The following is a 26,778-nucleotide window of genomic DNA, read 5'->3' as shown; positions in this document are numbered from 1 at the left end:
CTGTCCCGAAGTCCGAGCGCTGTGGAGTGATACGGATTGTCGTCGCCCTTTTTCCGCCAACAAGAGATAAAGCGGGGAAGAGGAAGGGAAAGAAGAGGAAGGGAAAGAAGAGGAGGGGAAAGAAGAGGAGGGGAAAGAAGAGGAGGGGAAAGAAGAGATGGGTGAAAGAAAGCGGAGAGTGACCCCCACACCCCGTGTGCGAGATGAAATTGGTAAAGAGAAAGAGTCCCCTCCAGTCAGAGTCGGCGACAGATATCGTCGGAACAGCCGAAAATCCGTGGTTGATATGTTGTGAAGTGTATCTAGCGGTAATTGACGATCGATAGATTCTATCTAGATCGTCTAAGCTATCTAGCCCAAGTTACCTAACCAAGTTACCTAATAGTGTCAATATATTCACTATATTTCTGTCTTCGACTTGCAGTACGGCTATGGTTGCATACACTTGTTAATAAGTCTTTCTCATATAATAGCTTATTTTCTATTCTGTCTTATTAGACCTTCTCTCTGCTGAAAACGCCAATATCTGGTGTTTTCCGTCTCAAATCGCCCGCTCTCGCTAACACCCCACCCCCACTCTCTCACCAATTTCATATCGCACACGGGGTGAGGGGGTTCACTCACCCACTGACCCACTCATCCACTCACTCGCGCTTCTCCTCATACTGCCGGCTGTAACTTCGTGAGGATCTTCGCCACCCCGGGGTGGCGAAATCGTTCACAGATGTACAGCCGGTAGTATCACCACAGCACCGACCGAACAACTCGCCCTCTGTATTTTGTTGTCTCTTTCCTCTCGCTACGCTCTCTCGTTCTCCTGTTACGCTCTCTCCCGACGTTCTTCTGTCTTCTTTTCGTGTTGCTCTCACCCACGTCTTCCTTACGTGCCGTTACCGTCCCGCATTCCCTTCCACTTCGAGTGGTCCAAATGATCGACGGCTACAGGAAACGGTCGACGGCTACAGGTCTTCACACGCTTCCTGTAGAGCGTCCCGGAGGTAGAGAATGTCGTCGTACCGCTGGGTCTTCGATTTGGACAGTGCCGTCAACAGGATCTCGTCGATGCGCGGTGGGACCGCTGCGATCTCGCTGGGCGGCGTCGGCTCACTCTCCAGGATCTGGTACATCGCCTTCGATGGATTCCCGTCGAACGGTGGCTGTCCAGTGAACAGCTCGTAGAAGACCGCGCCGAGCTGATAGATGTCGGTGCTGTGATCGCTGGTCCCGTAGTCGTCGTCGAACTGCTCCGGTGCGGCGTACTGTGGCGTGAGTCCCTGAACGCTCTGGGAGTGTTCGAGCAACTGCTTCGAGAGTCCCCAGTCCGCTACTTTCGGCACGTCCCAGGCGTCTTCGACCGTCCGAAAGAGGACGTTCTCGGGCTTGAGATCGAGGTGAGCGACGCCGTGTTTGTGGGCGTGGCGAACGCCTTTCGTGACTACGAGCGCGGTCCAGAGCTTCTGGGCCAGACTCATCTCCCCGGCCCGTTCGCCGAGGTGTCCGCCGTCCATGAACTCCATTCCGATCCACGGGACCGGGCTCGCCCCCCAGTCGACGACGCCGACGATGTGGTCGTGTCCGTCCAGCCTCTCCCACCGCTCGGCTTCGTCGAGCATCCGCTCGATCGTCTCGCCGTGAATCGTCCCCGACATCCGCGGTCTCTTGATCGCGATCGACGTGTCCACCGTCCCCAGAACCGACGCTTCCACCACGTCGGCGTTGCCTCCCTGTCCGATCGTCCGTTCCTCTTCGATCTCGTCGAGGGCGATCTCCGCTTCTGGCGCACCTGGGATGTCTGCCGGTCGCCGTTTGTCGACGTGTTCGTCGACGTGGCTCGACTCTGCGATGTCGTCCTCGCCGTCTTGTGTCGACTCTGCGATGTCGTCCTCGTCGTCTTGTGACGTGTTTGCAGCCAGAATTGCTGCTACTCGCTCGACCGCCGCCTCTCCGAACTGCTTCGACTCGGAAGAGCGGATCAGGTCTCGCAACGGCTCGGGATCGTGTCTGGCGACCTGGGCGAAGCAGGATCCTGCGTAGTCCTCGACGGTGTCGTTCCCGTCTGCCAGCAGTGGGACGATCGACGGGAGGTAGTCGACGACCTGTGACGGATCTTCTTCGGATACGGTTGCGAACGTGGAGGCGGCGAATTCTCGTGTCGATCGCTTCGGATCGTCGAGTCGCGGTTCGATCGCGTCCAGATAGTCGATCACCTGCCGGGGCTCTTCTTTGGCCACTTCGGTGAACACGTAGGTCGCGAGATTCCGCGTGTTCTCACTCTCGTCGTCGAGCCGTGGTTCGAGCGCGTCCAGATAGTCACTCACTCGCTGGGGGGCGACCTCGACGCCCTCACTGAATGGCGTGGTCGCGAAGTTACGCGTCGGTCGTTTGGGGTCGTCGAGCCGTGGTACGAGTGCGTCTAAGTAGCCGATTGTCTGCCGGGGCTCTTCCTTAGAGACCTCTCCGAAGACGTAGGCCGCGAGGTTTCGCGTATTCTCGCTCTCGTCGTCGAGTCGTGGTTCGAGTGCGTCTATATGACCACTCACTCGCTGGGGGGCAACCTCGACGGCTTCGCCGAATGCGGTGGTCGCGAAGTTCCGCGTATTCCCACTCGCATCGTCGAGGCGGTCCTCGAGCGCGTCGAGATAGTCGAGAACCCGGTTCGGTTTCTCGTCGGCGACTTGCTTGAAGACGTAGGTTGCGAAGTTTCTCGTTCCTTGGCTTTCGTCATCGAGGCGGTCTTCGAGCGCGTCGAGATAGTCGATCGTCAGTCGTGGATCTTCCTTGGAGACTTCCTTGAAGACGTAGGCTGCGAAGTTTCTCGTCTCTTGGCCCTGATCGTCGAGACGGTCTTCGAGGGCGTCGAGATAGTCATACGCGAGGCGTGGCTCCTTTTTGACGACTTGCTTGAAGACGTACGTTGCGAAGTTCCTCGTCTTCTCTTCCCGGTCGTCGAGGCAGTCTTCGAGCGCGTCGAGATAGCCGCTCATGTGCCGCGGCTTCTCCTTGGCGACCTCCTTGAAGACGTAGGCCGCGAGGTGTCTCGTGTTCTCGCTCTCGTCGTCGAGTCGTGGTTCGAGCGCGCCCAGATAACGACTCACTGGTCGGGGGGCGACTTCGACGACTTCGCTGAACGCGGTGGTCGCGAAGTTCCGGGTGGATCGTTTGGCATCGTCGAGTCGTGGCTCGATCGCGTCCAGATAGTCGATCACCTGTCGGGGCTCTTCCCTGGCGACCTCTCCGAAGACGTAGGTCGCGAGATTTCGCGTATTCTCGCTCTCGTCGTCGAGCCGTGGCTCGATCGCGTCCAGATACTCACTCACTCGCCGGGGGTCGACTTCGACCACTTCGCTGAACAGCGAGACCGCGAAGTTCCGTGTCGACTCCTCGGCGTCGTCGAGTCGTGGTTCGACTGCGCCAAGCGAGTCGATCACCTGCCGGGGGTCCTCCTGGGCGACCTCCTTGAAGACGTAGGTCGCGAGATTTCGCGTATTCTCGCTCTCGTCGTCGAGCCGTGGCTCGATCGCGTCCAGATAGTCGTTCACCCGCTGGGGGGCGACTTCGACGACCTCGCTGAACGCGAACAGCGTGAAGTTTCGCGTCTTGCCGTTCGAATCGTCGAGACGCGGTTCGAGACTGTCGAGATAGCCGCTCACTCGCCGTGCGTCCGATTTGGCGACCTGCTTGAACACGTAGGTCGCTGTCTGGCGGTTCTTGGGCTGGTTGCTATCGAGAAACCGACCGGCCGCGTCGAGATCTACCCGGGCCGGAGCGGCATCGGCGTCACGCCGCAGACTGTCGATCTCGCGAGTCGAATCCTCGTCGGTGTCCATCACTCCTCTCGGCGTAGGACTTCCAGTTCAAATTATCTTCCCACTAGAACACGTCTCGAATCGGAGCGAATACGGACACTCATCGGTCACGTTCCGCTCGGTCAGTACGTTGAAGCCACTCCCAGTCCAACGACCTGCAGATGCGTGACTCACGGGAACCGGACCCCTCGACCGTCGAGAGTCCGAGTCGGCGGTCGCTGTCGCCCGACTCGTTCGATCACGAGGCGGTGATCGGCCGAACTCCCACGACGGTCGTCCACCGAATCGGGGTCGGATCGGACGATCCGATCGCAGTCAAACACCCGGCGACCCACGGGACCCTGGGCGGGGACGTGTTCGATTCGTTTCGACGGGAGGGCAAGCGGTGGGCCCAGCTCGCCGACCACCCTCACATCGTCGGCGTCGTCGACTGGGGCGAGAGCCCGCTGCCGTGGCTCCACCACGACGCCGACGTGCCGTGGGTCGCGATGGAGTACATGGACGGCGGGGACCTCGGAGAGTACACGGAGGGGCTCTCCGTCGAGGGCAAGCTCTGGGTCGCCCAGCGACTCGCCGACGCCGTCTGGTACGCACACCACGACGGCGGCGGCCTGATCCACCACGATCTGAAGCCCGAGAACATCCTCTTCCGGGAGACGGACGGCCGGCAGTGGGACGTGCCCAAGATCGCCGACTGGGAGCTCGCCCGGACGCTCCTGAACCACTCCGACAGCGTCGGCGTCACCACACCACAGTACGTCGCGCCCGAACAGGCCCACAACGAGTCGACCGACCAGCTCACCGACCAGTTCCAGCTGGGAATCGTCCTGTACGAACTGTTCACGGGGACCCATCCGTTCGTCGACGGTCCCGAGTCGGCACCCGAAGCGGCACTGATCACGGGCATCCTGCAGAACGATCCCGTCCCGCCCAGCGAGCGTCGACCCGCGCTGCCGTCGGCGCTGGACGACGTTCTCCTGACGATGCTGGCAAAGGACCCCGACGATCGCTACGAGGCGATGCTCCAGGTCCGGAACGACCTGCGTTCGATCGGGCGAGGCGACGACCGTTCCGACGACCCGGAGCCGAACCCGACCGCCAAGACCCGTCCTGACTCCCCTTCGGAGACGACGCAGACGGCCGACTGGAACGGTGTCGGCGTCGGCACCGGCGTGGTCCTCGATACTACTGCCCGCGGGGCGGCGGCGATCAGGACCGAACTGGCTGACGACGGGACCTTCTACCTGAGCGATCTGGACCACGATCTCGAACCCACCCAACGGGTCTCGCTCTACTACGAGGGGGACGATCCGGGAGCGAGCGACATTATCGAGGTCCAGCCCGTCGGGAGCGACGCGGACCCGCCCGCCGTGGGCGACAGCGAGACGTTCGGCGAGGGCGTCGTCGTCGACACGACCGGCGACAGCAAGGCGGCCGTCGAGACCGACCTCGCCAACGACGGCGTGTTCTACCTCAGCGGTATCGAGGCGACCCTCCAGACCGGTGACGCGGTCGCGCTTCGCTACGAGGGATCCGATCCGACGGCGAGTGATATCTCGCAGGTAGTGCCGGTCGACGAACTCGACCAGGCCGACGCGGCAGAGGCTGGCGAGTCCGACGCCACCCGACGCTCCGACGCCCAGGCTGCGTCCGAATCGTCGTCGGCGACCGCCAGCGACCGATCGATACGCGGCAGCTGGCCGCGATTTGGCTACGATCGAGGACGGACGTTCCACACGCCGGACCAGCAGGGGCCCGGCGACTCGCCGGACGTGGTCTGGGAGTCGGAGATCGGAAGCGGGCTCGAAGTGTCGCCGGTCGTCGCGAGCGGTGTCGTCTACGCCGGCACCACGAACGGGCTGGTGTTCGCACTCGACGCGCGAACCGGGGAGAAACGGTGGCACTTCGAGACGGAGAACGCCGTCGTCGCCGCGCCAGCGGTGGCTGGAGACACGCTCTACGTGGCCAGCAAGGACGCGCACGTGTACGCGATCGACCGCGAAGACGGCACCGAGCGCTGGGCCTCCGACACCGGGAGCGGGATCTACGCGCCGCCCCTGGTGACGAACGACCGCGTCGTCGTCACGTCTCGCTCCGGCGCTGTCAGAGCGATCCACACCGAGACCGGCAACGAGATGTGGACCGTGGAGACGACGCCGGGCATCCGCGTGCCGGTGACCCAGTACGGCCGGCGGCGCTTGCTGGTGGGCGACGACAACGGCGTCGTCCACGTCCTCACCAAAGGGGGCTCCGAGCAAGCCACCGTCGACCTGAGCGGACGAGGACGCATCCGAACACCGATCGTCGCACCCCACAACTCCGGGACGGTCCTGATCGGCGACACGCTGGTCGATCTCCGGCGGGAGACGGTCTCGGACACGCTCGCCCGTGGGGTCCGGTCGCTGCCAGCCGTCGCCGAGGGGACGGCCTACTACGTGACGGACGCCGAGGTCAGAGGCATCGAGATCTACAGCCGCGAACAGGTCGTTTCCTACGGGTTCGACGGATCGACGAGCCGCCTCGGAACCGACACCACGCCGGCTGTCGTCGACGGCACCGTCTACACGGGCCTCGGTGACGGTACGATCGTCGCGTTCGACGGCGCGACCGGCCGAGAACGGTGGCGACAGACCGTCGACGCGCCGGTCGCCTGTTCGCCCGTCCCCGTCGACGGGCACCTCTTCGCCGCGACGCGTGAGGGGACTCTCTACGCACTCGCCGAACAGTCTTGACTTCGCGTCGGGACCGCACGGTCCCCTCCCGGATGGGTGTCGATCACACCCCGGAACAAAGCATTTAGTAGTCGAACCGGAACGTGGCACCCAACGTGGTCTTTTCAGCAACGCCGTCCGTCCCGTCGCACGCTCGCAACACGACCGCCGCGTCGAAGGGAGTCGCTCGGCGTCTATGAGCCCGGAGACGACGGCCGGGTCGGACGCCGACGGTCGTACCGTCGGCTCCCGGACGGACGAGACCTTCAGCGAACTCTCGGTGCTCGAAGACGTTGGCCACGAGAAGGTGCCGGGCGTTGGGCGAGACGACTACCACCACCGCCAGATCGAGGGCGATCGGACCGACGTCGAGATCGTCACGCGGGCGCTGGAACTGGGGATGAACGTCGTCCTCAAGGGCCCGCCCGGCGTCGGCAAGAGCTTTCTCACGCGGTACGTCTGTGCGATGACCAACCGCCCGCTGTACCGCGTGACGCTGTCGGAGACGACGTACCGAGAGGACCTGCTTGGCCACCTCCACCTCGTGAGCGGCGACGGCGGCGAGACGGTCACGGAGTGGATCGACGGGCCACTCACTCGCGCGGTCAGGGAGGGCGCGGTCCTCTTGCTCGACGAGATCAACGCCGCCGACGCCAACACCGTCGCCGCTCTCAACGCCGTGATGGAACAGCGCGCGACCCGGTCGCTGACGATCCCACAGACCGGCGAGCAGATCGTCCCACACGAGGAGTTTCGCGTCGTCGCGACCTCGAACCCCGGCTATCAGGGGACCTACGAGCTGAACGACGCCTTCGAGGACCGCTTTCGCCACGTCAAACTCTCGTATCTCCCGGAATCGGTCGAGGTCGAACTCGTCTTCGACCGGACGGACCTCGACAGGGGGAAAGCAGCACAGATCCGGGACCTGGTGTCGTTCGCGAGCCGACTCCGGGAGGCGTACGTCGACGGCGAGCTGTCGACGCCGGTCACGACCCGGGAACTCGTTCGGATCGCCCGGTTCGTCGAAGACGACTTCATGACCGTCGGGGAGGCGGCCAGGAGCGAACTCGTCGCGCGCGTCGACGAGTACGACGAGTCGCTGGTCCGGACGCTCATCGACAAACGACTGTAGATGCGACTGACAGCACAGACCGAGGCGGCGGATCTGGCCGCGCTCTCGACGCCCGAGCGAGCGTCCGGCGAGCGCCGCCGAGAGCTCGAACGGCTCGCGTCGCTGTGTACGGACAGGGAGACGACGATCTCGATCGCCTTCGACGAGGAGCGAGCGTTCGCTCGGCCGGCCGAGGGCAGTCCGGACGCCTACGAGATCGTGCTGCCGACGGAGAAATACGAGCAGCCCGGCACGGCGCTGCCGCCGGGGCTGTGGGATCGCTCGATCCAGGTCGCCTTCCTCTTTCACGAACTGGGCCACGTCTACTACTCCGATTTCGACCGGTTCGGCGACTGTTTGGAGCGGGTCGACGGGCGCTGGCGCGACCTGTTTCGGATGGTGTACAACACCGCCGAGGACGGCGTCGTCGAGACCCAGATCGCCAACGAGTTCAGCGTCAGCGACGACTTTCTCGTCCTCAACGACGTGCTCGTCTCGCGGGCCGACGAGCGACACCGCGCGTACGTCGAGCTGTTCGACCTCGCGACCGTCGACGGCGAGCCGGTCCAGTCCTACACCGTCTTCGAAGCCCTGGCCGTGGGACTGCTGGACCGTGGCTTCGTCGATAGCGGTCGCTTCGCCGCCATCGTCGACCCGGACGACGACCGGCGTGTCGTCTACGACGGCCAGCGGGAGGCGGTCCGCGAGCTCGTCCCGGCGATGGACGAGTTCGTCGCGGACGTGCTTTCCGAGCCCGACGGCACCCGACGGGTCGAGCGGACCTCCGAGTTCTTCGAGACCGCCAGAGACACCCTCGCGGGGCTCCCGCCGCGACAGAACGGCCGGCTTCAGACCGCGCCGGTCCGGCCCAGCGACGCGCGGGCCCGCGCCGGGTGGACCGCCGACGCGGCCGACCAGCTGCCAGACGACGGTGCAGCCAGCGCCCACGTCGCCGGAGACAGCTCTGCCGACGGGCGTGCTGCCTCTGGGGCCAACGATGCGGGACGCGTCGCTGATCGAGACGGGGACCGTCGGCCGCCGGGCCGCGTCGAGGCCGACACAGTCAGACGAGTCCGGCGACAGCGCGTGCGCGCCCAGTCGACCCGGGCGGGCTCGGGCCGGTCGCCCCTCGAACGCGAGGCTCGCGAACTGCTCGCCGTCGTCGACGACGAGTCGACGGCCCTCGAAGAAGTGATCGTCGTCGACCCCACCGAGGACGGTGGCGACCGCGACCGCTGGGACGACGCTGTCGGGCGTTCGAAGCAACTCCAGCGAGACCTCGCGACGCAGCTGCGTCGAGAGCGCCGTCCCAGAGACGCGCCCGGCCATCGCACCGGTCGACTCGACGGGCGACGACTCGTCGACGCGAGCCACGGGACCCAGCGGGTCTTCACCCGCCGGGAGTCCGGGACGGCCAAAGACTACTCCTGTCTGGTCGTGCTGGACCGGTCGGGATCGATGGACGGCGAACCGATCCGGACGGCCGAGACCGCGACGGCCCAGCTCGTCCACGCGCTGTTCGCAGTCGGGGTCGACGCGTCGGTGCTGTCGATCTGGGAGGGGTACCCGTGCCTGGAACTCCCCTTCGGGGGTCGCCCGTCCGAGCACGTCGACCGCCTGATGACCGAACGCGCAGACTGGGGGACGCCGCTCTCGACGGCCGTCGCCGTCGCCCGTGAGCGCCTCGACGACGGGCAGGGGTCTCACCCGTTCGTCGTCGTCGTGACCGACGGCGAGCCCGACCACCCCGACCGCTACCGGTCCCAATTGGCGGCCTGCACCGTCCCGGTGTTCGGCGTCTACATCGGGTCGGAACCGGGGACCCACACGGAGTACTTCGACCGCATCGTCCACGCGGAGACGGACACCCTCGCACGAACGATCCAGCGCCTCGTCAGGGCGCTGTTCTCGACGGAGGCCTGACCGTGTTCGACCGGACGCCGCGGGCGCTCCGCGTCGGGTTCGAGACCGGGCGCGTCTCTGGCGAGACCGTGATCGACCGCGCACTCCCGGCGCTGGACGCGGCGACGATCGGGCGGCGACGCGCCACACTCGCGGCACTCACGGCGGCCGCCGACTCGCAGCCCGAGCAGGCGACCGAGATCTTCGACGCGGTCGAGTCCTCGATCGGGCCGGGAGCGATCCCGACGCGGGCCGAACTGGCGGCGCTTGGCGACCTCGGCTGTGACCGACCGCGCGCGTTCACGCCGCTGGTCGAGACGTTCCGCCGACCGCTCGCACACCCCGACGACTCCGCCATCGACCACGCCGCGCTCTCGGCGCTGCTGGGTGATATCGGGACGGCGGCTCCCGGCGTGGTGAAGCCACTGCTGGGGCCGCTGGTCGCGCTGACCGCGAACGACTACTCGGAACACCGGGTCGAGGCCGCCTGGGCGGTCGTGCGGATCGCGGCGAGCGAACCGACCATGCTCCGCCCGCTCGTCGCCGGCCTCGTCTGGGATCTGGACAGCGAGGACCCGGCCACCGTCTGTGAGGCCCTCGCGACGCTCGGCCGGATCGGGCAGTTCCTGCCCGATCACCTCGCGGGACTGGACACGGTCGCGTCGCTGCTCGATCACCCGTCTCCCGAGGTTCGGGCCGCCGCCGTCGAGACCCTCGGCGACACCGCTGGCCGCGGGGCGAAGTTCGACACCGGCGTCCCAGCGCCGGCCCGCGTCGAGCCGTTTCTGGACGGCGTCGCCGCCCGTGGGACCGACTCGGACCCGGCGGTCCGAGCGGCGGCCGTCGAGACGCTTGGGCAGGTGGCGCGACACGAGCCCCGCTTCGCGGAGACGTACTCGGCGCTGTTCCTGACCGCGACGGCGGACGACGACCGGCGGGTCCGGATCGCGGCCCTCGACGCGATCGCGGACACGTTCGAGCCGTCGGCGTTCGACCGCGACCGGTTCCTGCGCTACGCCGTGGGGCGATTGACTGACGGGGACGACGACGTCGCCGGGGCCGCCGTCGACGCGCTCCTGGCGGCCGCCCGCGCACTGCGTTCGGACCACCCGGAGACGGCGCGGTATCTCGTCGACGTGCTCACGTGGTTCCAGCTCTCGCCCCACGGCGGGCTGGGGGTACCCGACCCGATCGAGGAACTGGGATCGGCACTCGTCGGCGTCGTCGACCGCGACCGGTACCTCCAGGTCGCACGCACTCTGCGGGACGCCGAGGACAGCGCGCTCCGACACGCCGGCCTCTCGATCTGCGAGACGATCGTCTGTCACGCCGACAGCCATCGACTCGCGGCCGTCGGCATCCTGCAGTCGCTGCTCGCCGACGAGGACGAGCACGTCCGGCGGCGCGTGCTGTCGGTGTTCGAGCGACTCGCCGAGGACACCCCGGCTCTGTCTCCGGTCCTCGGCCAAATTGCCTGGCCCGTCGCCGCCTACGATCCCGCGGTGCGGCCGCGGGCCGTGGCGGTGCTCGTCGCGACCGGGCAGACGGACGCTCGGGATCGTCTGGGACCGGTCGCCGTGCAGTGTCGCGTCCTCCGCGAGCGTCGTGACGCCGAGGACGACGGCGACGGCCTCGACATCGTCGACTCGGAGCCCGAGTCCAGCCCGCTCCAGCGACTGGCCGAGGCCACGCCACGGGCCGTCACCGACGCCGCCCCCACGCTGGTCGAGTTCCTCTCAGAGGAGGGTGACGTGAGCGTCGCGACCGCGCTCGCGACCGCCGTCGCCGAGGGCGGGCGACTCGCTCCGGAGACGGTTCGCCGTATCGAGGCTGTCGTTCGATCGGCGTCGGTCTCCCCGCCGCTGCTCGCGTGGCTCTCGACGGCGCTCTTTCTCGGCGGCGACGAAGCGGTGCAGCGACGGGCGCGCGACCGCCTGCACTCGCTGGCCGAGCGCCGCGAGGAGACGCCGCTGCTCGCGTGTCTCTCCCTGCTGGTCGATCACGACCCGGTCGTCGTCGCCGAGATCCTCTGCTCGTATCCGCCCGCAGAGTCCCTCTCGACTCCGCGGGCCGAACGGCTGGCGGCTCTCGTCACGGCCCACCCGCGGCTCTCGCTCCGGTGTCGAACCGGGTGGTCGCCGTTCCCCGACGGCGCTCGCTCTCGTGAACGGGCCAGCCAGACGGCGTGGCCGGCGGCGCTGGCCGAACACGCTCCCCAGACCGTCCCGGCCCGGGACTGGCTCGCCGACCGCTTCTGGACCGACGACGGCGAGCTGACGGCGTCGCTGCTGGACACGATGGGACGCGCCGACACACTCCCCGGCACCGACGCGTGGCGGCGCCATCCCCACCCCGCGGTCAGGGACGCCGCCCGTGGGCTGCTGGACGGCGAGGCGGCCACCGATCGACCGGACCCAGTCGATCCGAGCGCGGCGACGACGGACACGGTCGCCGAGGTCGCGTCCCGTCTCGCCTCGACCGCTCGCGATCGCTGTCGGCGCGCGTGTGAGCGGCTGGTCTCGATCGCCGCACGCGACCCGTCGCTGCGCCCGGCCGTCCGACAGCACCTCCTCGCGAGCTCCGTCGCCCTCTCCGAGACGGCCGCGCCGACCGCCGTTCTGGGCGCGCTGTCGACGCTCGCGCCCCGTCCAGACCAGCCGGGCGGACGAGCCCGCTCGTCGGTACCGCCGGCCGAGCGCGTCGCCCCGCTGCTCTGTCAGTACGCCGCCGCGCCGTCGCCCGGCGTCCGAGACGTGGCGCTGTCCGCGTTGCGTGTCCGCGGCGGGGACGAGTCGGCAGCGCTCGCGAGCGTGGTGATCGAGCGACTGCGAGATCCGTCCGGTGCCGTTCGCGCCCAGGCCGCCCACACGGCCGCCGCGCTGGTCGGGGACGCTCTCGCCGTCACGCCGTCGCTCGTCGACGCCCTCGTCGACGCGGTCGACGGACCGCGGTACGTCGCGGTCGCGGCCTGTCACGCGCTGGGCCGCTGTGGCGCGACCGAGCCGTCGGTCACCGACCGCGTGGTCGCGGAACTGACGACCCACCTGCGGGCACGCGAACGCGGCGTCAGGCGCTCCGCGGCCGGCGGACTCGCCCGCATCGGACACGCCGATCCCGGGGCTCTCGCACCCGTCGCCGACACGCTGTGTGATCGCATCGGGGCCGATCGCGTGACCTGGCCCGCACTCTTCCCTGTGGTGTCGATGCTCCGGACCCACGACGCGGTGACGCTCGACTCGCTCGCGCGCGCTCGCGACGAGGCGTCGGACGGCTCGCGGTGCTGGCCACTCACCGCGCTCGTCTCCGAGACGCCGCCGTGTGTCACCCGGGCGGCCGGTCGCCTGCTCGTCGCCGCCGCCGAGGACACGCCCGGCACCGTCCACGGACAGCTAAACGCCGTCGGCGAGCGCCTCCACGAGGAGTACGATGAGGAGATCGTCACCAACTTCCAGGATATCACGACCAGCCCGCTGTCGACGTACTGGCTCTTTCGCGTCGTCGCCACCTGTGCGCGGGCCAACCACACGGTGACAGCGTCGTTCGAGTGGGCGCTGGCCGAGACCGTCGACTTTCTCACCTCGCCCGCGGCGGCGTCACCGCACTACGATCTTCCGCGGGACAGCCTCACCACGGACGGACTGGCGACAGTGACCGCGCGAGCGGCGGGGCTGGGCGGGGACTCGTCCTACGAGACGATCCTCGAATCGTGGCCGGGCGAGCCGACGAAACCGGCCCTCGACCCGACGGTGATCGCGCAGTTTCTCGTCCTCGCCGACGAGCCCACCCGGACGCGTTCGTTCGAGCACGTCGCGACGGCCCTCTCGCCCGCCGACCGCGACGACGTTCTGGCGGCACTGCTCTCCCAGTCGGTGAACCTCCACCGCTACGAGGCCGTCTTCGCGTCGCTCACCCGACTCCTCCCGCTGAGCGACGACGAGCGACTGCACCGCCGCGGCGTCGCGACGCTGCTCGACGCCTGCGAGGCCCACAACTGGGAGGTGCGGGTCAACGCGATCGAGGCGCTCGCGACGCTGGGAACCACCGCGGTGCTCCCGGCCGACGAGGCGATCGGTCACCTGCTGGGACAGACCGGCCGGGAACCGAAAACGCAGGAGGCGATCGCCGACGCGGTCCTCGACCTGCTGGGCCACGCCGAACGTACGCCCGAGACGGTAGCCACCGCGATGGTCGTCCGGTACGAACGCGGCGGGCCAGCGCGTCGCCGGCTCGCCGTCTGGCTGCTCGGGCGACTGGCGACGCGGCACGCGACGGTCCGCTCGCGAGCGGTAGCGACCCTGCTCGCGGCGCTGTCGGACTCGGATCGCTGGGCGAGAGAACGGGCCGGCGAGGACCTCGCCGCGCTCGCGGCGATCGATCCGGAGCCACTCGCTGCCCACCGCGAGCGACTCGAACGTCAGGCGGCGCGGGCCGACGGCGAGGTGGCCGACGACCTCCGGACGTGTCTCTCCGAGCTGGACGACCGGGAGTAGTCTCCCGCCCTGGAATCTCTCCGCCGCATGGCGCTCACAGCAGGAACGCGAAGACCGGATACGAGGCGGCGATCGCCAGCGACGGGGTCAACAGCCACATCGTCACGATCCGCTTCGCCGCGCCCGGATCGAAGAGGCTCCGCTCGTCGAGATCCGCCGGCCCCTCCATCCCCACGTCTGGGACGTCCGGCATCTCTGCGGGCTTCTCCGCGGGCTCTTCCTCGCGGGCGATATCTCCGATGGTCGGACCGGCGGGTGCCTCCTCGGCGCGTGAAGTGACCAGCGCGCCCGTCGCAACCTCCAGATTCGGGCGCTCGGGGGTCGGCGTCGCCAGCTCCGTCAGCGTCGCGGCTCGACTCGCCCGGCCCCAGCCCAGCCCGATGATCGTCGAGGTCGTACTGACCGCGAGACTCGCGGGAATCCCGAAGTAAGACAGCACCGTGATCACCGAGGCACCGACCACGGAGACGATCAGCGACGCGAGAATCGGCAGCTCCGTGATGTCGTCGCCGACCGTCTCCAGGGTCCGCCGAGCGATGGTGAAACTGCCCAGCCCGAAGGCCCCCACCGCGAGCAAGACGCCCTGGTTGACGGTGAGCGACCCACCCGCTCCGACCAGCGGAGCCACGGCGTTGGCCGCGTTCGACGCGCCCGCCGAGAACGCCATGTAGCAGGCGATCACGATCACCAGGAGCGAGCCGACGATGTCCTGTAGCGACGCGTTCACGTTCAGATACGGACGCGGGATCGTCCCCGAGCGGTCGAGTTGGACGAAGTGGAGGTCGAACTTCGTGAACGCGACGTAGCGGTCGAGATACGGGTAGACGTACCGTCCGACGACGACGCCGATGAGGAAGCACAAAAGCGGCGCGACGATCCACGCCGAGACGATCACGAACATGAGCGCCTGGTTGAGGGTGCCAGAGGCCAGCCCCAGCCCGACGATCGCGCCGACGGCCGTCATCGAGGTCGAGGCCGGGACGCCGTAGAGATTCGAGATCAACAGCGACGCGCCGGTAAAGAACAGCACTGCGACGCTCGCGACGGGCGTGAACTGGGCTGCCGGCACGATACTGCTGCTCATCGTCGCGATGACGTTTCGCCCGACCGTCCAGGCACCCAGGAAGCCAAACGCGACGAACAGGGCTCCCGCTGTCGTCTTCCGGACGAGGCGTGAGCCGACTGCCGGGCCGAACGCTACCCCCGTCGACGAGCCGCCGATGTTGAACCCCACGAACACGGCGACGCCGATACCGACGACGGTCAGGATTCCGAGCATCGTGTTCCTCCCGATACTGGCGTCTGTTCGTCTGTAAAGCGATCCGATATCACGAGAGCCGTCCCGATCGAAACGAGTATAGCCAACGGTATGGATCACCGTCGCTCGGCACGCATATAACTCCTGCCGACCGCTCCGAGTCGATGCCGCCCGAGCGTCGCCGCTCTCAGATCACTCTGTTCTGGAACCGGTCTCTGTGCTTGACGTTGTACAGGAGCTTGACGTGGTCCGACGCGGGCGTCCCGATACAGGTCAGGACCATGTCCTCTTGTTCGACCTCCTCGTCGGCGAGGATCTGCTGCATCTCCATGTCGATCTCGCCTTCGACGACGACGGCCGCGCAGTTCGTACACGCCCCGGCACGACAGGAGAAGGGCCAATCGAGCCCCGCCGCCTCGGCGGCTTCGAGGACGTACTCGTCACGCTCGACCTCGATCGTCCCGTAGTCCTCCGGCGGGAGGTCGCTCGCGGCCGCCCGCGTGAACGCCCGTTCACTCTGTGGGTCCCACCCCCGATCTGCGACGACTTCGTCGTTCAGGTACTCGACGGTCGCCGTCCGCGAGGACGACACCGTCGAACCCCGGTCGCTCGATCGCTCCACCGAACTCCGCGAGCCCGTGCGGTGGTAGCCGCCGTTAGGGTCCGAACGATACGCCACGCGGCCGTCGTCTTTCAGATCGTCGAGCGCGTCGAGGACGGCCCCGCGGCTCGCGTCGAGATCCCGGCTCAGCTCGACGCTCGAAACTGGCGTGGTTCCACGCCGCGATCGCTCCCTGATTGCCTCGTAGACGGCTTCGACACCGACGCTCGACGCTCTGTGCTGAGACCCGCCGGTCTCACGACCGTCGCTCTCGCCACGCTGGTCCGTCCTCGACACGTCGACTTCGATCGTCTTCGCGCGCTCGACCCCGCGCCGCGTCGGCCGGTAGCCGGAGGGGCCGTCGGAGGTGTACTCGACCAGGTTCGCCTGCTTGAGTTCGTCGAGCCGATCCAGCACCGACTGTCGTCCGCCCTCGACGTGCTCTGCTACCGTCTCGCTGGACACTGTCCGCTCCCCGCTGTCGGTCAGTTCGTCGACGACTGCGAGCACTGTCGTCGTGTACCGCTGTGCCGTCGTGTCTGATTCCTCGTGGTGGTCACGATCCGATTCGCTCGTCTGTTCGTCCCGGTCGTTCTCGGAGTCGCCGGACTGGTCCGTCTGTCCCCTTTCCCTATCGGGGGCTCCACCAGAGTCCTCGACCCGTTCTGCGATGATCGTCGGCAGCCGCCCACCGCTCCGGACGGCGTGTAGCGCCCGCTCGAACAACTGGACGCTCTCGTATCGCGACCGCTTCTCGGTCTCCAGTGCCGTCAGCACGACCGCGTCGATGGCCTCGGTCACGTCGTCACGGTACTCGCTGGGCGGCGTCGGCGGATCTCCGTAGACGATGTCGTGCATGATTCCGGTCTGACTCCCGGTGTAAGGCGGTTCGCCGGTGAGCAGCGCGTAGACGATCGCACCGGCCTGATACACGTCCGTCAGCGTGTCGGGATCGCCGAACTCGTCGGACTCGAACTGTTCGGGCGCGGCGTAGGCCACCGACAGTCCGTCCATCGTTCCGGTCTGCTCTGAGAGGACCCGAGATAGTCCCCAGTCGCCGATCTTGGGGAGGTCCCACGTCCCGGCGGCCGTCTCGCGAAAGAGGACGTTCGCCGGTTTGAGATCGAGGTGGACGATCCCGTAGGCGTGGGCGACGGCCAGGCCCCGGCAGAGACATTCGCCGATCCAGAGCGCGTGGGGCAGTCCCAGTCCGCCGTCGCTCGCGTCGAGGCGATCGGCGAGCGTGCCACCGCCCATGTACTCGATGGCGATCCACGGCAGCCGGTCGCCGGTGTCGACGACGCCGACGATGTGTTCCGACTCCGTCCAGCGCTGCTTGTTCCGTTCCCGACCGTCGACCGTCTCCCAGCGCTGGGCTTCGCTGAGAAACCGTTCGATCGCGTCGCCGGTGAGCGTCCCGGCTCGGGGTGGCTCCTTGAGTGCGATTTTGTCCGGTGGCTCCTCGTCGGTGACTCGTCCCTCGTACACGACGGCCTGTCCCCCTCGCCCGATCGGCTCGTCGCTGGTCTCGATGTGCTCGTATCGCAACGACCGACGCGGCGGACTGGTGACCGCTTCGACATCGGGTGGCTTCCGATCGCTCATCGTCTCTGCTGTCTGGCTGGCTCTCATTAATCTTTTTCTGGTGTCTTCGGGGCTGATTCGTCGGTTCGTGAGCGACTCGTAAGATTGAATTGACCGGTTGCTAACTACCTGGTATGCGTGCAACGATCCGTGCGGCCGATCCCGAGTCGGCGGCGTCTCTCTCCGTCACCGACGAGTCGGCTGTACGCGTCTACCGCGTTCCCGAGCGCGGGGAAGCGGTCGTCGCCGACAAGGACGGGTCCGTCACCTCGCTGGGCGTCCACGACATCTCCGTGTCCCGCGAGTTCGACGACGACGGCGAGCCCGGATACATCGAGTTCTACAAGGAAGACAGCCAGCTGTACGTCCGGGACGCGGGGTCGAGCAGCGAGACGGTACAGCAAAACGCCTTCGGCGAGATCGACCTCTCCGACGGCGACCCCTCGCTGATCACCGGCGACTGCACGGTACAGATCGGCTACAGTACGGCACTCGAAGTCGAGGTCGAGCAGTCCCGTGGTGACGATCGTCCGATCCCGTACAAGGCCGACCTCGTGCTCAAGATCTGCGACGTTCGGTCGACCAACGAGGTCAAGAGCGAACTGCGCGAACTCAAAGCGATGATGCACGAGGCCTCGATCTCCGACAAGCGGTACCGCAACATCCTCGCCGACGTGGAGACGGCCTTCGAAAACGTCGAGAACACGAGAAGCGACGAGCTACCGACCGAGGCCGTCCAGAAAGTCTCCAGTGCAACCAAACGGGCTCGCAACTACTTCCTCAGCTCGTAACGCCCATCTCGGCGTCGTCGCCCTCCCGCTTCCGGACCGCTCTCGATAGCGGACGGCGTCCGCGGATCACGCCACCGTCCTCTCACGCGCCGGAGCCAAACTCTCGGTCCCACTCGTCGAAGCGCCGCACGCTCTCCTCGGAGAGCGAGGCCGAGGTGCGTTCGAACGCCTCTCGCACGTCCTGTGGCCGGACGGCGTCGACCGAGAGGTCGTACTCCCTGACGGCGTCGAAGCCGCGGTCGGCGACGGACGCCAGCCCCGTGTTCGACCGGTTGATCATGGCGTTGACGGCGGCCCGACACACCGCCTCCACGTCACTGCCGGTGAAATCGCGGTGGATACACTCGCTGGCGATCGCCTCGACTGGTGTGTCGACGCGTCGCCCGGTGTCTGACAACTGGAACGCAGAGGGCTCTCCCTCGAAGGTAATTCCGCCTTCGACGGTGTTGATCGCGACGATCTCCTCGGCCGCGCCCACGTCGGGCAGCGGGATCAGCACCCGCCGCGGGAAGCGACGACGGATCGCCTGATCGAGGTCCCAAGGGGTGTTTGTTGAGCCCAAAACCATCACGAAACTATCGTCGTTCTTGTCGATCCCGTCCAGCTCCGACAGCAGCGTGTTCAACACGCGCCGAGACGTTTCGTCCAGGTCGGACTCGCGGGACTGTGTCAGCGCGTCGATCTCGTCGAGGAAGACGATGCTCGGACTCATCTCCTCGGCGAGATCGAACAGTGCGGTGATCTGCTTGCTCGTCTCGCCGAAGTACTTCGAGAGCAGCCCGCCGAGCTTGACGTCGAAGAACGTCGCGTCGAGCGAGCCAGCGACCGCAGACGCCAGCAGCGTCTTCCCGGTTCCCGGCGGGCCGAACAGGAGGACGCGGTCGGTCGCGGCGACGGCGTCGGGCTTGTCGTCGATGCCCCCCAGCGTGATCGTCCGCTTCAACTCGCCTTTGACCTCGTCGAGGCCCCCGATGTCGTCCCACGTGACCTCCGTCTGGGAGATGAACGATTCGACTTGCTCACGAAAGTCCGACTCCGGCTGTTCGGCGTCCTCGGCCTCGCCGCCGTGGTCCTCGCCGATGTCCTCTTCGGAGAGGGACTCGCCGCTCTTTAGCTTCGAGATCGACGACTCCAGTTGCTCTTTGCGATCCGGATACGTCGTCTCCCGGATCGTTTCGAGCTCTTCCAACCGATCGAGAGACTGTGAGAACGCTTTCGCGGCCTTCTCGTGGTTCTCCTGATCGAGGTGTGACTTCCCCTTCTTGAGGTACTCCTCGTACTGTTCCTGTAGGATGTCCTCTTTGTACTGTCCGAGATCCATAGTTACAAAATTAGTGTGACGGGAACGCGGCGAGCGCGTTAGCGACCCAGCTCCTCGTTGAAGATGTCCTCACTCTCGTCTTCTTCCTTCGTGAGCTCGCTCAGCGAGACCGGGTCTTCGTTGGTGTCCTGGAACAGCGTGTCGATCTCCGACTCCTCCATCGTCGCCCCGAAGTCCTGCGAGACGCTGGTGAGGGTCCGGTTGAGCTGGTCTCCCTTGCGCTGGATCCACTCCGTGTCCTTGTTGCGCTTCTCGATCTCGCGGACGATGTCGTTCATGAACGCCTGTACGTCCTCCTCGCTCATATCTCGGAGCGACGACTGGGGCTGCTCTTCGAGCCGTTCTTTGGCGTTTTTGGCAGCCAGCAGGGTGGTGTACTCTTCCAGCATCTCCTGCCACGCGGCTTCCTTGTTCTCGTAGTCCCGCTTGAGCTGCTTGGCCTTTCGCTTCAGTCGCTCTTTTTTAGGTCCGGCGACCTTCCGCCCCTTCTCGACCAGTTGCTCGAACTGGTGATCCAGCCGTTCGAGCTCCTGTTCTTTCAGCTCGATCTGAGTTTCGAAGGTCCGCGCTTCGAGATCGAGTTCGTCGGCGTCTTTCTCCATGAGCTCGTTCGAACTTCCGCCCCAGCTACCTGGTATCCAGTCTCTGAACTGAACCATATACGAGTACATGGTAGGCACCATAATAAAACTTTGGCACTAAACCCATTCTACTGGATCTCCATATCGGAGAAAACCGCTACGAAAACTCGACGGTCTCGTCGTCGCCGTCTTCGCTCAGTGTGTCCGATTCCGTTTCGATGTCCCCCACTGCTGTGGGCTCTTCGCTCACTTCTTCGTCGGTCTCGGGGGTGTCGTCGCTCCACTCTTCTTCGAGTTCAGAGCCAGTGTGGAGCTGGCTCGCGCCCTCACTGAACGAGTCCAGGGTGTTCGAAGAGAGCGTATCTGTCTGACCGAGCACGTCGTGTAGCTCCTCGTTTTTCATCTCCTCTCGCTGGAACAGCCGGACCAGTTCGCTCTGTTCCATCTCCCGGAGCTGGCTCCAGTAGTCGTCGCCCCGGCTCTCGCCGATCTCCTTGATGTTCGCCAGGTTCGAGGCCAGATTCCGCTGTTTGCTCGTCTCGTCGATACGCCCTCTTACGGTTTCGAGCTCCTCTTTGATCTCTTCCGCGTCGCGAAGGAAGTCCTGTGCTTGCTCTTCGTTACCGGCTTCCTTCGCCGACTCGTACTTCGAGCGCTTGTCCTCGAGCGCTTCTTTTAGCTCTTCTCGGCGACTCTTGAGCTCGTCGAGCTTCCGTTCGGCTTCCTGTCGCTTGACCTGATGGTCCTCCTTCGAACGATCGAGCAGGTGCCCGTCGTCACTGTCGCCAAACAGTGAACCGAACCACGACTTCACGGTAGCAAACATAGTTGCTATCTTTGGTCACAGATGCATAAATATGCGTGCAAGTGGCTATCACACGAGAACGGTCGTATCAGCGACGGCGGCCCGGAGTTCTTTGCACGGCGCGCGAACTGGTCGACTCGTGGACCGACCTGCGAGGGACGCCGTCGTCCGTCGCGGAGGGTGACATCGACGGTGCGCTACTGGCGGATCACCGAGTGAGGACTTCGATCGTTCGCTCGATCACCGCCCGGTAGAACGGCCCCGGATCGTTCTCCCGGAGTCGCGCTGCGAACGGTTCGATCCACGTGCGCGGGTGTTCGTCGAGGAACTGCTCCAGCGTGTCGTCGTCCTCGGTGGCGGCGAGGTAGGCGGCGAATTCGAGTTCCGTCGCGATGTGGTCCGGGGGTGCCGATCTCGAGTCCCGCAACTCCAGTCCGTACTCGGCGTACCAGCGCGCAACCGCCTGTGTCGCCGGCCCGTACACCGGACCGACGTTCTGTTCGTCGCCGTCGTGGTCGCCGTCCCGATAGACGCTCTCGTAGGGCGGACACTGTTCGGGACCGGGACCGATGAACAGTCGCGTGTACTCGACACGCAGGTCGTCCAGATCGACGGCCGCCTCGCTCTCGTCGAGCCACGCGATCGCATCCGACTCGACGGCGGTACGCAGTTCCTCTGACGGCTCGCGCCAGCACACCGCCAGGGTGCCCAGCGTGTCGGCCGTCGGCAGTCTCGTCTCTCCCGTCGGGTCGTCGACCGCCGTCGCGGTGTCGTCAGTCACACCCGCCACCTCCGCCGTCTGGGGCGTATCTCTCCTGCTCGGTCTGTCGCTGGAGCGGGACGTATCGGAGCCCGACGGTGACGATCAGTGCGCCGAATGCGACGATACCTGCGGTCACCACCAGCTCGATCACCGTCGGCGTGTACGCCCCCGTCGTGGCCCAGATATCCGTCGTGACACCCGCGTACTCACCGCCCAGCGAGATGCCCGGCGCGGCGTCGATGTTCACGCTCTCGTAGCCGGTGAACACCAGCCGAACCCCTTCGAACAGGGTGCCGAACACGGCGAGTACGCCCGCGACGAATATCACGGACAGTCGCTTCCTGAGTTGCGGTGTCGCCAACAGCACCAGCGGTAGCGCCCCGCCGACGCCGGTCCAGAGCCAGAAGTAGACCGAGTCTCCGATGAGGAACTCGCTGGTGATCGCCCAGAAGCCGAAGTGGTCTGCCCACGCGTGTGGCAGGCGCTCGGCAGCCAGGAGGTAGACGACGTGAAACGCCAGGAAGATACCCAGCATCTTCCCCAGACTCGTCAGCTCGTCCCGATCGGCGTCGAAGCCCGTGTAGCGGTCTGCCAGTATCGAGACCACGAGCAGGAGCCCCAGTCCGGAGACGAGCGCCTTGGCGATGAACACCGGTGCGACCAGCGGGCTGAACCAATCACCGCGGCCGACCTGCGTCGCGAAGATCCAGCCGGTCACGGAGTGGAGCATCACTGCCGTCGGCAACGCGACCGCGGCGGTCCAGAACAGCAGCTTCCGGTCCCGATCCCGGCCGGCCTGCGTGTCCTCGGCCCCGAAGGCCAGTCGCGATCCGCGGGCGGCGAGGTCTCGCCGGGTGAGCAACCAGAGGTACCAGACGTTCAACACGCCGTACAGGACGACGATCCCGAAGTCCCAGACCATCGGCGAACGAAAGTCCGGCGACGTGAAGAACTGATACAGCCGCTCTGGGCGGCCGATGTCGGGCAGGATGAGCAGTCCCGCGACGATGATACAGGCCAGACTCACGAGCACACCGAGCCGCGCGAACCCCTCGTATCGGTCCGAGTGGAAGAACTTCGGCGCGCTCGAGATGATGAGTCCGCCCGCCGACAGCCCGACGAACATCACGAACAGCATGATGTACAGCCCCCAAGAGAACACGTTCCGCATCCCGGTCACGACCAGCCCCTGCTGGAGCTGGTACGCCCACGCTCCGAGTCCGGCGACCAGGAGCACGCCCAGGAGGCCGAGCCAGACCTTCGAAACGACCCCGAACGAGGACAACACGGGGCTGCGGGCCGTCGACGTCGCCGATCTCTCGGTCACTTCACCAGTCATCAGTCGTCACCCCACACTGGATCGGCAGTGGCTCCTTGCATCGACTGCTCGCTGTCGGGGTCGCCGGCCTCCTCGGCCGTCGGCTGTTCGTCGAGTTCCGATTCGAGTTTGTCGCTCGTCCACGTCCGACCCGGCGTCATCTCGCCTTGCACGTAGTAGGTGTTGGGGTCGGTCCCCTTCTCGTCGAGCAACTGCTCGGTGTTGTACTCGTTCACGTACTTCGATACCGTGCTGGTTTCGTCGTCGAGATCGCCGAAGATCCGGGCGTCTGCGGGACAGTTCACCGCGCACGCGGGATCGAGCCCCTCCTCGACGCGGTGGCTACAGAAGGTGCACTTTTCGACGACGCCCTGGGGCCGTTCTTCCACGTCCCCAGTTCCCTCTTCTGGGAGGTGCTGTGGCTCGTCCCAGTTGAATACCCGAGCGTTGTAGGGACACGCAGCCATGCAGTACCGGCACCCGATGCACTTGTCGTAGTCGATCTCCACGATCCCGTCGTCGCGCTTGTACGTCGCGTTGACCGGACAGACCTTCACGCAAGGTGCGTTCTCGCAGTGTTGACAGGCTGTCGGCTGGTACTGCATGTCGAGGTCCCCGCTCTCGCCGTCCTCGGGGTACGACCCCTCTGGCGTGTCGATGTGGTCGCCGCCGACAGTCAACACTCTGTTCCAGAACTGTCCCATCGGGACGTTGTTCTCTTGCTTACACGTCACGGCGCACGTCTGGCACCCGATACACCGCTCTTGATCGATGACGAGTCCGTAGTTGGTCATGGTCAGTCACCCCCTGCGGCGTCGGCGTTCGAGCCGCGGGGATTGTTTGCAGTGTACTTGCTCGTGTCGAGGTCCTCCGGAGCCGGTTCGACCTCCACGCGCGTGTCGTAGAACGCGAAGTTCCCCGTCGCGTCGCTGATGTCCATGTGGGTCAGGTCGTTGTGGTGGCCCCGCACGAAGTCCCGGACCCACCACCCCTGATCGGTGTTGACCATCTCCGGGCGAATCCCGTTGTTGTACTTTGCCTTGACGACCATCTCGCCACGGTCGTTGTACACTCGAACGTAGTCCCCGTCCTCGATGCCGCGTTGCTTCGCGGTCTTCGGGTTGATGTCGAGCTGGGGCTGGTCGTTGATCTCCCGCACCCAGGGCTGATACTCGTACTGCGAGTGAATCCGCCACTTGGAGTGTTTTTGCATGAACGTGAGCGGATACTCGTCGGCGTTCTCCCAGTCGTCGTCGGTGCGGCTCTCGAGTGGGACGGGGACTTCCAGCGAGACCGGTTCTCCTACATCTGCTCCACTCTCGGTCGGTGCGTCCTCGTCGTATATTTCGAGCCGACCGGACGGCGTGTTGAACGCTCCCTTGTAGAGGACGGGGTCGTCGTCGATGTGTACGGAACCCTGTTCGACGAGCCTGTCGTAGTCGATTCGGTCGTCGTTGGCGATAATCTGCTCGATCGCCTCGCTCTTGTCCGAGACGAACTCGTCACCGTAGCCGAGCCGATCGGCCAACTGGTTGATGATCCACCAGTCGTCTTTCGCCTCCCACAGCGGATCGTGGGCCGGTTCGCGGTAGTTCACGTGGGGGTGAGTCCCGGCACTAATTATGTCCTCGCGGGTAAACCAGTGTGAGGCCGGGAGGACGATGTCGGCGTGCTGTACCGACGGCGTGTGGTGCATGTCGGCAACCGCGATGAGGTCGAGGTTCTCTGCGGCGTCGAGCCACCGCTGGCGGTTGGGCAGCTGGTTCGCGAGGAAGTTCGACGCCTGGCTGTACATCATCTTGATCTGGTACGGGTCACCGCTCTCCATCGCGGTAATGATCTTCGACTGAGGGAGCGGCGACGTTCCCGGGGCGTCCTCACCCGCAGCAAAGAAGCCACCGCTGTCGTAGCCACTGCCGCTGGGATGTGAGGCGTGAATGTTCCCGTGGCGGCCGAAATCACCCGTCAGGCTCAGGAGGGTGGCGTAGGCCTGCCCGAAGACGTGTCCGTACTTGTAGCGGTCGACGCCGTAGCCAGAGGCGATACCACCGGGACCGCGAGTTGCGAGCCAGCGCACTGCCGTTCTGATGTCCTCGGCCTGCAGGCCCGCCGTATCGGCTACCACTTCGGGCTCGTACTTCGACGCTTCGCGTTCGAGCGCCGTCAGGCCGGTGTGTGTCTCGACGCCGTCGACGGTGTACTCTCCGAACAGCTTGTACTCGCCGTAGGTCTCCGGTTCGAGGGCCACCGGTTCGTCGGTCGCTGCATCGAGTGCGACCGGCGTCTCTTCGTCACCGTCTTCGAAGACGTCTGCCGTCTTCAGCAGCTTCCCGTCGTCTTCGCGGACCAACGCTGGTGCGAGCGTCCGCTTCCGGAGGAACTCGGCATCGTACAGTTCCTCGTCGAGGACCGTCTGGATCATCGCCATCGCGACGTGTGGATCTTTCCCCGGCCGGACCGGTAGCCAGAGATCAGCTTTTGACGCCGTGCCGGTGTACACTGGATCGACGACGACGAGCTTGGCTCCGCTCTCGATGGCGTCCAAGAGGATCGAGGCGTCTTGTTGGAGGTTACTAGCGAAGATGTCGGAGCCCCAGACGATCACGGTGTTGGCGTTCTCCCAGTCCTCCCCGAAGTTCGTATTCGCGTTGAACCAGCCAGCCCCGGTTACCCGCCTGAAACCTCGCCCGGTGTTGATGTCGATCGACCAGGACATCTGGGTGCCGCCAAAGAGGGCGGACAACTGCCCCTGCATCGACCCACTGAGTCCGTAATCGCCCGATCCGGTCTCGAAGTAGACGCTTTCTGGCTGGTACTCTTCCCGGACTCTCTCCATCTGGTCGGCGATGTAATCCAGCGCCTCTTCCCAGCTGATCCGTTCGAACTGCGCTTCCTCGCCGCGCCCAGCGGGTTGCGGATCGTCTGGTGACCAGTTCACGCGCTTCATGGGGTACTTCAAGCGCGTCGCGTTGTAGACGCGCTGCGTGTGGGTGAGCCCCAGCATGCAGCCGCGCTTGTACCGCTCGTCTTCGGGAACGTTGGGCTGGACTTTCTTTATCCGTCCATCCCGAACGAACGCTCGCAGGGAACACTTCCCCCGACAGTTCGGGGAACACGCGGTGTTGAAGACCTTGTCCTCACCGAGGAAACTGGTGACCTGGTTGGCGGCTTCTCCCGAGTCGTCGGCGGGTTGGAGCGTCGAGAGCACGCTGTCCGCGCCGCCGAGTCCGACCGCGGCGACGGCACCGCTCTTCAGAACGTCCCGGCGAGAGGCCGTGAACTCGTCGTCAGTCATCGAATCCCTCCGGTTTCGTGGGTCGCTCGTCTGTTCCGAACTCTGCTTTGACCTCCTCGTGATACTTCTCGTGGAACTCCTCCTCGGTTAGCTCACCGTTCGTGATCTTGATGGCGTCTTCGGCCATCCGCTTCCCGAGATCCGGGTCGTATCCACACCCGTCGAGGATCTCGTCGGCAACCTCGTCCCACTCTGGTATCGGCTCGTGGGCTGGTTGCGATTCTTTTGTCATACGTTTCAATATCGCCCGCTCCCGTCGATATCCCTTCTTGTGGATTATGAAGTGGTTTAAATGGGGGAGGATGCCGACATCGTCGTCGAGCGGCACGTGTCGCGTCTCGTCGGTCGCCGAGATCACTCTCGCCGTTTGACAGAACTCGTCGCCTCGGACTGCCGAAATACGTCACAAACGAAGGCTTGGCGGTGTTGGTCGTCGTCGCT

The 26,778-nt window shown here is 65.6% G+C and carries 17 protein-coding genes and 1 pseudogene; 6 read left to right on the top strand and 12 right to left on the bottom strand.

Features of this window, described 5'->3' with window-relative positions:
• The first annotated feature begins 26 nt into the window (after window positions 1–26).
• Window positions 27–182: a hypothetical protein gene (locus ACAH01_RS16430; protein WP_372480836.1), complete on the top strand. Its 156-nt coding sequence runs from the start codon at window positions 27–29 to the stop codon at window positions 180–182.
• 777 nt (window positions 183–959) lie between these two features.
• On the opposite strand, the gene ACAH01_RS16425 is transcribed toward ACAH01_RS16430, so the two are convergent.
• On the bottom strand, window positions 960–3,827 hold the full coding sequence (locus ACAH01_RS16425) for a protein kinase (protein WP_372480835.1): 2,868 nt from the start codon (window positions 3,825–3,827) through the stop codon (window positions 960–962).
• Between the two features lie 140 nt (window positions 3,828–3,967).
• Between ACAH01_RS16425 and ACAH01_RS16420 the strand changes: the two genes are divergently transcribed.
• The 4 genes from ACAH01_RS16420 to ACAH01_RS16405 all read left to right on the top strand — a co-directional run bounded on the left by ACAH01_RS16420 (window position 3,968) and on the right by ACAH01_RS16405 (window position 14,020).
• Window positions 3,968–6,538, top strand: coding sequence for a PQQ-binding-like beta-propeller repeat protein (locus ACAH01_RS16420; RefSeq protein WP_372480834.1), 2,571 nt, complete (start codon window positions 3,968–3,970; stop codon window positions 6,536–6,538).
• A 175-nt stretch (window positions 6,539–6,713) separates the two neighbouring features.
• Window positions 6,714–7,649: an AAA family ATPase gene (locus tag ACAH01_RS16415; RefSeq protein ID WP_372480833.1), complete on the top strand. Its 936-nt coding sequence runs from the start codon at window positions 6,714–6,716 to the stop codon at window positions 7,647–7,649.
• Complete coding sequence (locus tag ACAH01_RS16410; RefSeq protein ID WP_372480832.1) at window positions 7,650–9,551, top strand: VWA domain-containing protein; 1,902 nt, start codon at window positions 7,650–7,652, stop codon at window positions 9,549–9,551.
• A gap of 2 nt (window positions 9,552–9,553) precedes the next feature.
• Window positions 9,554–14,020, top strand: coding sequence for a HEAT repeat domain-containing protein (locus ACAH01_RS16405; protein WP_372480831.1), 4,467 nt, complete (start codon window positions 9,554–9,556; stop codon window positions 14,018–14,020).
• Window positions 14,021–14,054: 34 nt separating this feature from the next.
• Here the strand turns inward: ACAH01_RS16405 and ACAH01_RS16400 are convergent, their stop codons facing one another.
• The 3 genes and pseudogenes from ACAH01_RS16400 to ACAH01_RS16390 form a co-directional block, all read right to left on the bottom strand.
• Window positions 14,055–15,299 carry an anion permease gene (locus ACAH01_RS16400; protein ID WP_372480830.1) on the bottom strand — a complete coding sequence of 415 codons (1,245 nt, stop codon included), beginning with the start codon at window positions 15,297–15,299 and terminating at the stop codon, window positions 14,055–14,057.
• Between the two features lie 166 nt (window positions 15,300–15,465).
• Window positions 15,466–15,870: a ferredoxin Fer gene (fer, locus tag ACAH01_RS16395; RefSeq protein ID WP_372480955.1), complete on the bottom strand. Its 405-nt coding sequence runs from the start codon at window positions 15,868–15,870 to the stop codon at window positions 15,466–15,468.
• Between the two features lie 804 nt (window positions 15,871–16,674).
• Window positions 16,675–17,484 (bottom strand): annotated as a pseudogene (locus ACAH01_RS16390) (serine/threonine-protein kinase); the annotation flags it as partial.
• A 113-nt stretch (window positions 17,485–17,597) separates the two neighbouring features.
• Between ACAH01_RS16390 and ACAH01_RS16385 the strand changes: the two are divergent.
• Window positions 17,598–18,254 (top strand): hypothetical protein, encoded by a 657-nt coding sequence (locus ACAH01_RS16385; protein ID WP_372480829.1) that lies wholly within the window; start codon window positions 17,598–17,600, stop codon window positions 18,252–18,254.
• A gap of 82 nt (window positions 18,255–18,336) precedes the next feature.
• Here ACAH01_RS16385 and ACAH01_RS16380 read toward each other — a convergent pair whose 3' ends face one another.
• The 8 genes from ACAH01_RS16380 to ACAH01_RS16345 all read right to left on the bottom strand — a co-directional run bounded on the left by ACAH01_RS16380 (window position 18,337) and on the right by ACAH01_RS16345 (window position 26,569).
• Complete coding sequence (locus ACAH01_RS16380) at window positions 18,337–19,575, bottom strand: 26S protease regulatory subunit (protein ID WP_170095263.1); 1,239 nt, start codon at window positions 19,573–19,575, stop codon at window positions 18,337–18,339.
• A gap of 38 nt (window positions 19,576–19,613) precedes the next feature.
• Window positions 19,614–20,234, bottom strand: a complete 621-nt coding sequence (locus tag ACAH01_RS16375; protein ID WP_240936982.1) for an Atg14 domain-containing protein — start codon at window positions 20,232–20,234, stop codon at window positions 19,614–19,616.
• Window positions 20,235–20,313: 79 nt separating this feature from the next.
• A complete protein-coding gene (locus tag ACAH01_RS16370; RefSeq protein ID WP_372480828.1) occupies window positions 20,314–20,982 on the bottom strand; it encodes a hypothetical protein in 669 nt (222 codons plus the stop codon).
• A 187-nt stretch (window positions 20,983–21,169) separates the two neighbouring features.
• Complete coding sequence (locus ACAH01_RS16365) at window positions 21,170–21,742, bottom strand: molecular chaperone (RefSeq protein WP_372480827.1); 573 nt, start codon at window positions 21,740–21,742, stop codon at window positions 21,170–21,172.
• Window positions 21,735–23,063, bottom strand: a complete 1,329-nt coding sequence (gene nrfD, locus ACAH01_RS16360; RefSeq protein ID WP_372480826.1) for an NrfD/PsrC family molybdoenzyme membrane anchor subunit — start codon at window positions 23,061–23,063, stop codon at window positions 21,735–21,737. The genes ACAH01_RS16365 and nrfD overlap by 8 nt, the downstream gene beginning before the upstream one ends.
• Entirely contained in the window at window positions 23,063–23,836 is a 774-nt protein-coding gene (gene dsrO, locus ACAH01_RS16355) for a sulfate reduction electron transfer complex DsrMKJOP subunit DsrO (RefSeq protein WP_372480825.1), read from the bottom strand. Before dsrO ends, nrfD begins: the two co-directional genes overlap by 1 nt.
• 2 nt (window positions 23,837–23,838) lie before the next feature.
• Window positions 23,839–26,337 (bottom strand): molybdopterin-dependent oxidoreductase, encoded by a 2,499-nt coding sequence (locus tag ACAH01_RS16350; RefSeq protein ID WP_372480824.1) that lies wholly within the window; start codon window positions 26,335–26,337, stop codon window positions 23,839–23,841.
• A complete protein-coding gene (locus ACAH01_RS16345) occupies window positions 26,330–26,569 on the bottom strand; it encodes a 4Fe-4S ferredoxin N-terminal domain-containing protein (RefSeq protein WP_153555106.1) in 240 nt (79 codons plus the stop codon). Before ACAH01_RS16345 ends, ACAH01_RS16350 begins: the two co-directional genes overlap by 8 nt.
• Window positions 26,570–26,778 lie beyond the last annotated feature (209 nt).

This window comes from Halomicrobium sp. HM KBTZ05 (genome assembly GCF_041530035.1).
Lineage (GTDB): Archaea > Halobacteriota > Halobacteria > Halobacteriales > Haloarculaceae > Halomicrobium.
Note: the sequence above shows the minus strand (reverse complement) of the source record. Positions and strands in the feature narration are given on the sequence as shown.

Excerpts from the sequence above, each read along its gene's own strand:
- ACAH01_RS16410 (WP_372480832.1), top strand. The coding sequence starts at position 7,650 with ATGCGACTGACAGCACAGACCGAGGCGGCGGATCTGGCCGCGCTCTCG.
- ACAH01_RS16345 (WP_153555106.1), bottom strand. The coding sequence starts at position 26,569 with ATGACAAAAGAATCGCAACCAGCCCACGAGCCGATACCAGAGTGGGAC.
- ACAH01_RS16415 (WP_372480833.1), top strand. The coding sequence starts at position 6,714 with ATGAGCCCGGAGACGACGGCCGGGTCGGACGCCGACGGTCGTACCGTC.
- nrfD (WP_372480826.1), bottom strand. The coding sequence starts at position 23,063 with ATGACTGGTGAAGTGACCGAGAGATCGGCGACGTCGACGGCCCGCAGC.
- ACAH01_RS16420 (WP_372480834.1), top strand. The coding sequence starts at position 3,968 with ATGCGTGACTCACGGGAACCGGACCCCTCGACCGTCGAGAGTCCGAGT.
- ACAH01_RS16350 (WP_372480824.1), bottom strand. The coding sequence starts at position 26,337 with ATGACTGACGACGAGTTCACGGCCTCTCGCCGGGACGTTCTGAAGAGC.
- ACAH01_RS16425 (WP_372480835.1), bottom strand. The coding sequence starts at position 3,827 with ATGGACACCGACGAGGATTCGACTCGCGAGATCGACAGTCTGCGGCGT.
- ACAH01_RS16400 (WP_372480830.1), bottom strand. The coding sequence starts at position 15,299 with ATGCTCGGAATCCTGACCGTCGTCGGTATCGGCGTCGCCGTGTTCGTG.
- ACAH01_RS16380 (WP_170095263.1), bottom strand. The coding sequence starts at position 19,575 with ATGGATCTCGGACAGTACAAAGAGGACATCCTACAGGAACAGTACGAG.
- dsrO (WP_372480825.1), bottom strand. The coding sequence starts at position 23,836 with ATGACCAACTACGGACTCGTCATCGATCAAGAGCGGTGTATCGGGTGC.
- ACAH01_RS16385 (WP_372480829.1), top strand. The coding sequence starts at position 17,598 with ATGCGTGCAACGATCCGTGCGGCCGATCCCGAGTCGGCGGCGTCTCTC.
- ACAH01_RS16375 (WP_240936982.1), bottom strand. The coding sequence starts at position 20,234 with ATGGTTCAGTTCAGAGACTGGATACCAGGTAGCTGGGGCGGAAGTTCG.
- ACAH01_RS16370 (WP_372480828.1), bottom strand. The coding sequence starts at position 20,982 with ATGTTTGCTACCGTGAAGTCGTGGTTCGGTTCACTGTTTGGCGACAGT.